The 11,529-nt window shown below is 58.2% G+C and carries 12 protein-coding genes; 6 read left to right on the top strand and 6 right to left on the bottom strand.

Going from position 1 to position 11,529, the window contains the following annotated elements; genetic code table 11:
- Position 1: 1 nt before the first annotated feature.
- The 6 genes from rsmG to rpmH form a co-directional block, all read right to left on the bottom strand.
- A complete protein-coding gene (gene rsmG / locus DXB98_RS05155; protein WP_233505096.1) occupies positions 2–733 on the bottom strand; it encodes a 16S rRNA (guanine(527)-N(7))-methyltransferase RsmG in 732 nt (243 codons plus the stop codon).
- 102 nt (positions 734–835) lie between these two features.
- Positions 836–1,405, bottom strand: a complete 570-nt coding sequence (locus DXB98_RS05150) for a R3H domain-containing nucleic acid-binding protein (protein WP_117743372.1) — start codon at positions 1,403–1,405, stop codon at positions 836–838.
- Positions 1,406–1,449: 44 nt separating this feature from the next.
- A complete protein-coding gene (locus tag DXB98_RS05145) occupies positions 1,450–2,220 on the bottom strand; it encodes a YidC/Oxa1 family membrane protein insertase (RefSeq protein WP_117734818.1) in 771 nt (256 codons plus the stop codon).
- Positions 2,221–2,249: 29 nt separating this feature from the next.
- A complete protein-coding gene (yidD, locus tag DXB98_RS05140) occupies positions 2,250–2,474 on the bottom strand; it encodes a membrane protein insertion efficiency factor YidD (RefSeq protein ID WP_117584026.1) in 225 nt (74 codons plus the stop codon).
- Positions 2,471–2,809: a ribonuclease P protein component gene (gene rnpA / locus DXB98_RS05135; protein WP_117743371.1), complete on the bottom strand. Its 339-nt coding sequence runs from the start codon at positions 2,807–2,809 to the stop codon at positions 2,471–2,473. The genes yidD and rnpA overlap by 4 nt, the downstream gene beginning before the upstream one ends.
- 20 nt (positions 2,810–2,829) lie before the next feature.
- A complete protein-coding gene (gene rpmH, locus DXB98_RS05130) occupies positions 2,830–2,964 on the bottom strand; it encodes a 50S ribosomal protein L34 (RefSeq protein WP_019127408.1) in 135 nt (44 codons plus the stop codon).
- A 345-nt stretch (positions 2,965–3,309) separates the two neighbouring features.
- On the opposite strand from rpmH, the gene DXB98_RS05125 reads away from it, so the two are divergent.
- The 6 genes from DXB98_RS05125 to gyrB all read left to right on the top strand — a co-directional run bounded on the left by DXB98_RS05125 (position 3,310) and on the right by gyrB (position 11,339).
- On the top strand, positions 3,310–4,455 hold the full coding sequence (locus DXB98_RS05125; RefSeq protein WP_117743370.1) for an ATP-binding protein: 1,146 nt from the start codon (positions 3,310–3,312) through the stop codon (positions 4,453–4,455).
- A gap of 15 nt (positions 4,456–4,470) precedes the next feature.
- Positions 4,471–6,195, top strand: coding sequence for a DnaA ATPase domain-containing protein (locus DXB98_RS05120; protein WP_117734814.1), 1,725 nt, complete (start codon positions 4,471–4,473; stop codon positions 6,193–6,195).
- A 238-nt stretch (positions 6,196–6,433) separates the two neighbouring features.
- Positions 6,434–7,537, top strand: a complete 1,104-nt coding sequence (gene dnaN, locus DXB98_RS05115) for a DNA polymerase III subunit beta (protein ID WP_022094338.1) — start codon at positions 6,434–6,436, stop codon at positions 7,535–7,537.
- A 9-nt stretch (positions 7,538–7,546) separates the two neighbouring features.
- Complete coding sequence (locus tag DXB98_RS05110; RefSeq protein ID WP_117743369.1) at positions 7,547–8,653, top strand: DNA replication/repair protein RecF; 1,107 nt, start codon at positions 7,547–7,549, stop codon at positions 8,651–8,653.
- A complete protein-coding gene (locus DXB98_RS05105) occupies positions 8,640–9,203 on the top strand; it encodes a DciA family protein (protein ID WP_117743368.1) in 564 nt (187 codons plus the stop codon). The genes DXB98_RS05110 and DXB98_RS05105 overlap by 14 nt, the downstream gene beginning before the upstream one ends.
- Before the next feature lie 105 nt (positions 9,204–9,308).
- A complete protein-coding gene (gene gyrB, locus DXB98_RS05100) occupies positions 9,309–11,339 on the top strand; it encodes a DNA topoisomerase (ATP-hydrolyzing) subunit B (RefSeq protein ID WP_117743367.1) in 2,031 nt (676 codons plus the stop codon).
- Positions 11,340–11,529 lie beyond the last annotated feature (190 nt).

Genomic DNA, 11,529 nt, shown 5'->3' with positions numbered 1-11,529 from the left:
TCTAGGCAAGCGGATTCTTCTTTGCCATGCCATTTGCACGGGGCAATGAAACAGATGCCGGATGACTCTTTTTAAGAACAATAAACTCCCTGTGGCCCAAGCCATCAGGCAAATCGATTGCGTCATTCAGAAGCAAAGTGAAACCGCAGATCTTAGCTGCTGACATGCCGGAAGCAAGCTCCTCATCCGAAGGATTGCCCTTGGTGATAACAAATAACCCTCTATCCTTGAGATACGGAGCCGCATACTCAACAAGAATCGGTAGAGGGGCCAGTGCGCGTGCGGTTACGACAGAGAACTGCTTCTTATGGCTTCGAGCATATTCTTCAAGACGATAATGAACCGCATGAGCATGTTTCAATCCAAGAGCATGAACAAAAGAATTAACGGCATAAACCTTCTTGCCAACAGAGTCAATATAAGTAGCTTTACGATGCGTGGTTATGGTTAAAGGAATACCAGGGAAGCCAGCACCTGTTCCCATATCGAGCAAAGCCCCCTCAGGAGCCTTATTGATATAGGGGAGCAAAACTAGTGAGTCGAGGATATGAAGTATCGCAGCATCTTCTACGTTAAGGATACGGGTAAGATTCGTTGTCTTATTTGTTTCCAGAACTAAATCCAAATGCTGAATACATTTCCTCAGCTCAACATCAGTTACGCTCAAGGAATACTCATTGCAATAGGAAGTTAGACGACTCAACATCTCGTCAGCTTGCTGATCAGTAAGCACTAACAACGAAAGCTCCTTTCTGACAAAAATCAGTGTATCGAGAACTTTTGACAAAAAAAGGGGACGTGGAAACCACGTCCCCTAAGCATAAGCTCGAGTAGATTATCGAGCAACAATCACAACATGGCGATCGGGATCAGAGCCCTCGGAATGAGTGTCAACGGCATCGTTGCCGCGAAGGGCAATGTGAACCAGTCGACGCTCATAGGCATTCATGGGCGGCAAGGAAACACTCTTATGAGTGCGAATGGCGCGCTCGGCAGCAGACTGCGCCATGGAGGCAACCTTGTCCTGACGGCGGCTCTTGTACCCCTCGACGTCCACTACAACCGGATACCTAAAGCCAAGCTTGCGGCTCACCAGCAGCGAGAACATAACCTGAAGGGCATCGAGGGTACGTCCATGACGCCCAATGAGAACAGCAAGATCCGGAGCCGTTACATCCAAAATCAGCTCACCCTCGTCGCCCTCATACTCATCGATAGGAGAGTTGGCGGCATCGAAGTGCGAAAGGATGGAACGCAGGATGGAAATCGCGACATCGGCAATGGTGTCGAGCTCCTCGTCTGTCAGCTCTTCACCAGCCTTGTAGCGCTGTGCAATATCGGGATAATCGCCCGCGACCTGCGGGGCAACCTCCTCAAGCATATCCTCGATGATCTCTTCAGACATAACGTACTCCAAAAGTTAGGTACCTAAATAAGATTACTGTCCCACTACTTCTTCTTGTGCGGGCGCGGCTTCTTCTCGCGACGAGTGACCTCGACCTGCAGCGGAGCGTTCTTAAGACGCTCCTCCTCATCGGCCTTAGCCTTGTCGATAACCTTCTGCGTCACAAAGATCTGCTGGATAACCTGCCAGGCAGAGGACACATCGTAGTACAGCAGAACGCCGACGGGCAGGCTCCAGCCCATCCAAAGCATCATGACCGTCATGACAACGGCCATCATACGCATGCTCTGCGCCTGCTGGCCGGTCTGATTGCGCGACATATAGAGCTGCGGAATCAAGGTCAGGACGGCAAAGAGGATCAGGCAGATCAACGCAGGCAGTGCGACCATAAAGCCATCGGCAAAAGAGGCGCTCGGCGTGGTGGTCAGGTCGGGCAGAATATTAAAGAACGAGAACGTGCCGTCGTTAAAGTAGTCCGGCAGGTTACGCAGCAGCGTAAATAGGGCGAACAGGACAGGCATCTGGATCAACAGCGGCAGACAACCAGCCATGGGGTTGAACTTGTTCTCGCTGTAGAACTTCTGCATCTCCTCGGCCTGACGCTGGGGATCGTCGGCATAGCGCTCCTGGATCTCGAGCATCTTGGGCTGCAGCACCTGCATGCGAGCCGTCGACTTGGTCGACTTGAGCATAAGCGGCGTCAGCAGCAGACGGATGATGACCACCAGGATGATGATGGACAGGCCCCAGTCGACCGCAAAGGTCTGGATGAGCTTGAGCAGCTCGAAAAGGATGTTAACGATCCAATCCCACATGTAAGTTTTCCTCCGATAGCGAGTGCCCGCTAAGGCACAGGGTCATAACCGCCGACGTGCAGGGGATTGCAGCGAGCGATGCGCCTCACGGCAAGCCAGCAGCCTCTCAAAACACCGTACTTCTCAATCGCCTGGATGGCGTATTGCGAGCACGTTGGGTAATAAATGCAGGCGTCAGGCAATAAGGGCGAAATAACCTGTTGATATATGCGAATAGGAGCGATGGCAACACGTCGCAAAACGTGATTGCTCATCGCTCCTCCCCGGCAACGCCGGCGCGTTTCATAAGCGAACGCAATGCCTTGTCCATCTCCTGCGGCGAGGAATCCCTCGTCTTGGGAGTTGCGAACAAGATGATGTCATAACCAGCAACGGGAAATCCACAGCTGCGGGCGGCCTCGCGCATCACACGCTTAGAACGGTTGCGCACGACTGCGCAACCGAGCCGTTTAGCACCAACGAAGGCGACCCTTCCGGAGTCGCCTTCGCCAACCGATTCACATATGGTCATTCGAATCAGAGGGTGATTGAAACGACGCCCCCGACTGAACACATGCTCGAAATCTTGCCGAGACTTAATAGTCTTCATGCGAGATGTGTGTATCGCTGCTAGACAGTGAGACGCTTGCGGCCCTTGGCGCGGCGACGGGCGAGCACGGCACGACCGCCCTTGGTGGCCATACGGGCACGGAAGCCATGGGTCTTGGCACGCTTACGCTTATTAGGCTGATACGTACGCTTCATCTTAAGTTCCTCCTGCTGCATTTCGAGTGTCCGCGGGGGCGCGGACGCAGATATAGACACGTGAGCTTGAAGATTGTAGGGAAATCAATGTTCAAATGTCAAGAAATCAAAGGTAAAAGGTTGCGCAGTTCACACGGTTCCCCCATAAGCCGAGCTCGATTTAGCGGTGCGTGGCAACTTTTCACGATATTTCATCGAGTTTTCAACAGGTCATGTTGGCAATGTTGAGAACTTTTCGTCCGTTTTCCAAAGTTTTCAACAGGTTTTGAAAAGTTGTCGAAAGATGAGAAACATTGCACGGTGAGCTACTATTTGTTCGAAACCTATTGAAAGATTGCGAGCGGCATGTCTGACGACTTTTACACCATGGTCGATTCCGGAGACCCGGCACCCGACAACGAGCACATCACCGGCGTGCGCGAAGAGCGCGACGAAGGCGAGCAGACGACCACGCAGGCGCCAAAAGCCATGTACGCCGCACGCATAGCGGTCTATGACGACATGCTGTCGACGCCGCGCGTCATCGTCATAGATCCGCAAGATGTCCGCACGTACTTGGAAGAGACAACCAACACCGTCTACCAGTGCATGAAAGAACAAGGTGGCCATATCTCGCTCATGGTCATCCGCGAGATTGTCGAAAACTTTATCCACGCGCACTTTGCCGAGCCCATCATCTCGATTCTGGACGGCGGAGACACCATCCGCTTTGCTGATCAAGGACCCGGTATCGACGACAAGGAACGCGCTTTCGACTTTGGCGTGACCAGCGCAAACAGCAACATGAAGCGATACATTCGCGGGACTGGGGCTGGGTTTCCCATGGTGCAGGAATACCTGGAAAATGCCGGCGGCGCCGTGTCCATCGAGGACAACATGGGCAGCGGCACCGTGGTTACGGTAAGTCTGGACCCCAAGCGCGTGCAGGAAATCGAGCGTGCCGGCGGACGCGGTGCTGCCGTGCGGCCCGAGACGGAGCAGCCCACATATCCCCTGCCGGGAGCTTTTGCGCAGCAGCCCATGGCAACGCAGCAGATGCCGCCACTGGGGTATAGCCAGCAGTTCCCGCAGCAGTACCAGCAGGGATATCAGCAGCCGTACCAGCAGATGCCGCAGCAGCAGTACAACCCCTGGGCCCAGCAGATGCCTCCGCAGCCTTACCAACAGTGGCCTCAAAGTTTTCAACAGCAAATGCCGACGGTGCAGAGTTCTCAACAACCAGCAGCTCAAATGATGTATCCTAATGCAGCAAATCAGTATGCGCAGCCACAACCGGACGTGTTCGTAAGCGATCGCGGCAACGCCGCGCTGGGCTATCTGGCGCAAAATCAAGCGTGCGGTGCAACCGATCTGGCGAGGGCGTTTGGAAACTCGGCCCCCACTTGGTCACGCACGCTCAATGACTTGGCGCAGGCCGGCTTGGTCATCAAGCATGGCCAGAAATACCATCTGACCGAACTCGGCGCCGCCCGCGTGCGAGCTCAGGGCTAAAGAACGGGAGAGACAGTGGACGAGGAAGCAAGCATCATCCTGGGGGATGCCATCGCCTTTTGCCAGCGCGACGGCCAAGATGCACGCCTCATCAACATGCTGGGGCAATCGCGCGCCATAAGCCTGACCGAAGATACGCTCACGATCGAGGCGCCTTCGCGCTTTGCCATCGCGCAGCTCAAAAAACATCAGTCGACTATTGAGGCCTATCTGGAAGAAATCGCCTTTGCACCGATTGCACTCGACATCGTGGCACCGCAAGGCGCCGCGACAGAATCCGCTGCCGCGACGGCGCCCGCCACGGCTCCCGCTACTTCCCCGGCGGCGCCGGCCTCCGCAGGCGACGCGCCGACAATCGAGCACCAGCACGGCGATGTTTCCCGTGAAACCATGGCACCGTTGCCGGCCGCGGCGGCGACGTCAACGAACGCACCCGTCACGCACATGCCCATCGCCCACGACGCAGCGGCGGGCGCGGATTCGGGCATTGCAATCAAGAACACGCTCTCGGCCGATGATTTTCGTCGCATGATGAACCAGATGAAGGGCGGAGCGCCGACTAAATCCACGCAAGCTGCGACCCCCGCTTCACCCATGCCAGCACCGACCGTGCCGGCCGAGCAGAATACGGATGGAGCCCCACTCGCCGCGAACTCAAAATTTACCTTTGAGAACTTTGTCTACGGCCCCGAGAACAGCCACGCCTATCGCTCGGCACTCAAGTTTGCCGCCCTCGCGGACGAGCGCGGCACGTGCACATCGCTGTTCATCTACGGCAAATCGGGCCTGGGCAAGACGCACCTGCTGCTTGCCATCAAAAACGAGCTCGCCGAGAAGTCGCCCGAGATCAAGGTCAAGTATGCCAACTCCCAGGCATATCTGGACGACCTGATGACCGAGTTCGACCGCCAAAAGAAGAGCAACGCCCCCATCATGCAGGCGTACCACGGCGTGGACGTGCTCATCATCGATGACATCCAAAACATCATCGGCAAGCGCGCGAGCGTGGACTACTTTTTCCAGCTCATGGACGAGTTCATCCGCAACAACAAGAAGGTCGTCATCGCGGCAGACCGCGCCCCCAAGGACCTGAGCATGGACGAGCGTCTGACCAGCCGCTTCAACGCCGGCATGCTCTGCCTGGTCGCAGAGCCCAGCTACGAGATGAAATACAAGATCTTGCAGCGCTATTACGAGAACACCATCGTCGCCGCTCCCGAGGCAGGCGACGACTCGCTGCTGGCGGCCTATGGGGGCGACGGCGGGCACCTGACCGATGAGCACTTCAAACACATGGCCGAGGTCTCGGGCACCAACATCCGCGAACTCGAGAGCTTCTGCGAGCGCTGCGCCGGCGAGGCGGGCGACCGCGAGCGCGAGGGCGGGGAGCTCACCTTTGATGATATCGACGCCATCGCCAGCCAGTACTTCGACACATCGGCCAAAAAGATTAACGTGCAAACGGTTCAGTCCGTCATCGAAGAGCAGTACGGCGTGACGCACGAGGAGCTCATCGGCCCGCGGCGCAACGCCAACATCGCCAAAGCACGCCACATTGCCATCTATCTGGCAATCGAGATGTGCGAGATGACGACCACGGCAGTGGGCGCCGAATTTGGCAACCGCAACCACTCGACCGTCAGTACAAGCTACAAAAAGGTCCAGAAGATGATCCAGGAAGACCGCACCGTCACCGAAGACCTCAAGTCGCTGCGCGATAAAATTACACTGCGCTCGTAGGGAAATAGAGACACCTGTTGAAAACTTGTCGAAACCACGGGCATAAGGTGTCTAAAACCCAACCCGCGGTGATGAAAAGTTTTGCGCAGGTTTTGAACGTGGAAAACCACCCCCGTTGCACACAGGTTGCTGTCGATTCTCTTTTTGGGTCTGACCTGCGTCTTTGGGAGTAATCAACAGTTTCGTCAGTGCTATTACTATTATTAAGATATTTATATCTATAGAAAGGTATTAAAAGATGAAGTTCACCGTCAGCCAGAGCTCGCTTACACAAGCCATCGGCGTCGTTATGAAGGGTGTCGCTTCGGCATCCACCCTTCCCATCCTGTCGGGCGTGCTCGTTAAGGCGCAAGACGGCATCTTGGAATTCCAGACCTCTAACTACACCATCTCGATCCGTCATCGCATCGCGGCGCATGTCGAAGAAGAGGGCGAGATGGTTATCCCCTGTAAGATGCTCTCCAATATCACCAAGACTCTCCCCGATGCCCCGGTCACCTTTGAGCTGTCCGAGCGCCAGGTGCTGATTGGTTGCGAGAAGAGCTCTTTCCGCCTGAACACGCTCGATGCCAATGACTTCCCCGAGTTTCCGGCCTATGCCATCGAGAGTGCCGTGGAGCTGCCGACCGATATCTTGTCCGAGATGGTCGGCCGCGTGTGGCGCGTCACCTCGACCGATAAGGCCCGCCCCATCCTGGGCGGCGTGCACATGAAGGTCGAGAACAACACCGTGCGCCTGGTGGCGACCGATTCCTTCCGCTTGGCCGTGTGCGATACGCAGGTCGAGACCTCGACCCTCGAGGGCTCCTTTGAGCTCAACGTTCCGGCGGACGCCTTTAACGACGCACTGAACATCATGGCCAGCCAGGCGACCATCATGATCGGGGCTACCGACACCCAGGTCGTCTTCGAGGCCGGCAACACCACCTACGTGTCGCGCCGCATCGAGGGCGTGTACCCCAACTACAAGCAGCTCATCCCCGATTCGTGCGTGACAAGCGTCAAGATCGACGTCGCCGCCTTTAACGCCGCTCTCAAGCGCGTGGCCGTTATCGCGAGCGCCAACCCCGCCGTCAAGTTCGAGATCGATGTCGAGAACGGGCAGATGGGCTTGTCCTCCATTTCCAATGACCAGGACCTTGCGCAGGAGACGATCGATGTCGAGGCCGAGGGCGAGTCGGGTACTATCGCCTTCAACTACCACTACATCTTCGGCTGCCTCAATGCCCTGTCCAAGGAGAAGGAGATCACACTAGAGCTCAAGAGCTACTCGCAGGCGGGCATCTTCAAGTCCTACGACAAGATCAACTACCTGTACCTAGTCATGCCGGTCCGCATCTAGCGCTGCGCCATGACCATATTCGCCCGCGATCTTTCCGTCGCGCACTACCGCAGTTTCGATAGCTATCGCCTTGCCCTGGACGAAGGCGTGACGATACTTGCGGGACCCAACGCGGCGGGAAAGACCAATCTCATAGAGGCGCTGCAGCTGCTGACGAGCGGCGCCTCGTTTAGGCATCCGACCGCAGCCGAGCTCGTCCATGACGGCGTGGGCTCGTGCAAGGTCGAGCTGAGACTCGAGGGCGACGGCCGCGTGCTTGATATGGGATTGAGCGCGGAGGACGGTAAGCGCTCGTTTAGCCGAAACGGCAAGAGATGCTCTGCCGCCGATGTGCGCGGGGTTCTGCCGAGCGTGCTGTTTTGCCCCGACCATCTGGACATGGTTAAGCGGGGCGCCAGTGTGCGCCGCGCCGCCCTCGATGACTTTGGCATGCAGCTGAGCGCACGCTATGCCGATCTTGCGAGCACCTATGGGCGCTGCGTGACCCAACGTAACGCCTTGCTCAAGGAAACCTGGTGCTGCCGCGAGATGCTCGGCGCGTGGAACGATTCGATTGCCCGCGCGGGCTCGGCTCTGCTCGTGCACCGGTTGGCCCTGCTCGACCGGCTGGCGGGCCATGTGCACACTGCCTACGGGCAAGTGGCGTCCGGCGAGGCCGCCAACGTGACCTATGCGTCCACGCTGGGGGATTTGCCCCAGGTCGAGGATCGCGAAGAGCTGAAGGGCTGGGCGTACGAGCGCATGCTGGCCTCCCTTGATGAGCACGCCGACGAGGAAATTCGCCGCGGCGTGACGCTGGTGGGACCGCATCGCGACGAGATCGAGTTTACCGTGGCGGGTCGCTCCGCCCGTTCATTTGCCAGCCAAGGACAGCAGCGAACGCTGGTGCTGTCCTGGAAGGTGGCCGAGGTGGCCGTGGCTCGCGATGTCCTGGGCACCGCCCCACTGCTGCTTTTGGACGACGTGATGAGCGAGCTCGACGGCGAGCGTCGTGGCGCTTTCCTGCGGCTGATCGGCGATGATATCCAGACGGTCATAACCACGACCAACCTTGGGTACTTTACCGATGACCTGCTTGATCGAGCCAAGGTGGTGAGCATGGGTGAGACGTGCTAATTACGAGCGCGAGAGCGAGACGGTCGCCTTCAGTGGCTTTTTGAACGCAGAGCGCCAGCGCATCCTGGCGTCGGCGACGCCTAAGCGCCGTGCGCAGATGGAGGCTGCCGAGGAGTCGCGCGCGGTCTATCGCGCGTGGAACGCGGTGTGCTCGGGCACGCGCGAGGGGCGGCATGTGACGGGGCTGCGCTACCTGCCCGAGTCCAATGAGCTGCTGGTGTATCTCGACTTGCCCTCGTGGACGCAGGAAATGACGCTGTTGCGCGAGATCATCCGCGCGCGCATGGAACGCGCCGGTGCGCATGTGGACGGCCTGGTGTTCAAAACCACCGCACCCGGTCACACGCCGCCCGCCGCCAAGGAGCGCCTGCGCCCGGCGACGACCGAGCGCCCGCCGGCCCCGCACGCCGACCTAAGTGAGGGCGAGCGCACCGAGATCAAGCGCCAAGTGGCGCCCATCGAAGACCAAAAACTGCGCGAGGCCCTCGAGAACGCCATGAGAGCCAGTGCCGAGTGGGCCAAGGGCGTGCAAAGCAAAAAAGAGCCTTAAATCGCATCTGGTGGCCTTGTAGAGCCAAATACCCTCGTTCCCGAGGGTATTTTTTTACGATAAACTAGTAAGGCTGTACACATTTTCTTGACTGAAGGAGGACGTGTGGCAAACGAAAACGATTACGATGGCGGCGAGATTAAGATTCTCGAAGGTCTCGAGGCCGTTCGTAAGCGCCCGGGCATGTATATCGGTTCGACGAGTGCCAGCGGTCTGCATCACCTGGTGTGGGAGATCGTTGACAACTCCGTCGACGAGGCCATGGCCGGTTTCTGCACCGAGATCCAGGTGACGGTCCACGCCGACAACTCCATCACGGTCGTCGACAACGGGCGCGGCATCCCCGTCGACGAGCACCCTGTTAAAAAGATCCCGACGCTCGAGGTCGTCATGACGATCCTGCACGCCGGCGGTAAGTTCGATAACTCGGCCTATAAGGTCTCGGGCGGCCTGCACGGCGTGGGCATCTCCGTCGTCAACGCACTGTCCAAGTGCGTGGTCGTTCAGGTTCGCCGCGATGGCAACACCTACGAGATGGAGTTCTCGCGCGGCAAGACCGTCAAGAAGATGGAGGTCGTGGGCACCTCGGATTCGACGGGCACCACCGTCACCTTCTGGCCCGACGACGAGATCTTCGAGACCTGCATCTACGATTTCGATACGCTGCACAACCGTCTGCAGGAGACGGCGTTCCTCAATAAGAACCTCAAGATCGTGCTGACCGACGAGCGCGAGGCGACTCCCCACGTGGAGGAGTTTTGCTACGAGGGCGGCATCATCGACTTCGTCAAGTTCCTCAACGAGGGCAAGGACGTCCCCGAGGCCTTTAAGGAGCCCATCTACATCGAGGGCAAATCGGACCCGGACGCGCCTGTGGCCAAGATGGGCGAGGTCGAGGTTTCCCTGCAGTGGAATAGCGGCTACGGCGAGAACGTCATGTCGTTTGCCAACGATATCTACACCCCCGAGGGCGGCATGCACCTTGAGGGCTTCCGCACCGCGCTTACCCGCGTGATCAACGATTACGCGCGCAAGCAGAATCTGCTCAAGGAAAAGGACGCCAACCTGACCGGCGACGATGTGCGCGAGGGCCTTTCGGCCGTTATCTCGGTCAAGCTGCCCGACCCGCAGTTTGAGGGCCAGACCAAGGCCAAGCTCGGCAGCTCCTATATGCGTGCGCTGACGCTCAAGATCGTGACCGACGGCCTCGCCGATTACCTCGAGGAGCACCCTAAGCCTGCCCGCGAGATCGTCAAGAAGGCCCAGCAGGCCTGCAAGGCCCGCAATGCCGCCCGCAAGGCGCGCGAGGCGACGCGTCGCAAGAGCCTGCTCGAGACGGCGTCCCTGCCCGGTAAGCTCGCTGACTGCTCGGTGCGCGATGCCGAGCTGACCGAGCTCTTTATCGTAGAGGGCGACTCGGCAGGCGGCTCGGCCAAGGACGGCCGTCGCCGAGACATCCAGGCGATTCTGCCCCTGCGCGGCAAGATTTTGAACGTCGAACGCGTGGGCGACCACCGCGCGTTCTCGAGTGACACCATCCAGTCGCTGATTACCGCGATCGGCTGCGGCGTTACGACGAGTGCCGGCGACGGCGGCGACTTCGATATTGCTAAGGCGCGTTACCACAAGATCATCATCATGACCGATGCAGACGTCGACGGTGCGCATATCCGCATCCTGCTGCTGACATTCTTCTACAAGTACATGCGTCCGCTGATCGATGCCGGCTACGTCTATGTTGCCTGCCCGCCCATCTTTGGCATTAAGGTGCGCAACAAGATCCACTACGTGTATCCCAACGGCCGCCAGCCCGAAGACGAGATCCTACGCGACACCATCCAGAGTCTGGGCCTGAACCCCGACGACAACGACGAGGACGGCAAGGCCAAGGATGGCAAGATCACCAAGAAACGCAAGGGCTATACCGTCCAGCGCTACAAGGGCCTGGGCGAGATGGACCCCAAGCAGCTTGCCTCGACGACGATGGACCCCAAGACCCGCATTCTGCAGCGCGTGTCGATCGAGGACGCCGTGGTGGCAGACCGCGCCGTGCGCGAGCTGATGGGTTCCGAGGTCGGCTATCGCCGCGAGTACATTGAGAAGCACGCCCACGACGCACGATTCTTAGACGCCTAATCCCTGCGGCTTTCCCAGCCACCGCACCTTCGCCCTCAATCGTCGGTCGCGTACCCAAGTACGCTTCCCTCCTCTTTCGAGCGAATCTGCGGCACCTGGAAAAGCCGTCTCCGTCCTAGTGACGGGGACGGGGACTATCTGATTTGAACCACGCAAACCATGAGGAGGTAACGTGGCAGACGATATCAAC

It is taken from the genome of Collinsella sp. OM07-12 (assembly GCF_003438275.1).
Classification (GTDB): Bacteria; Actinomycetota; Coriobacteriia; order Coriobacteriales; family Coriobacteriaceae; genus Collinsella.
Note: the sequence above shows the minus strand (reverse complement) of the source record. Positions and strands in the feature narration are given on the sequence as shown.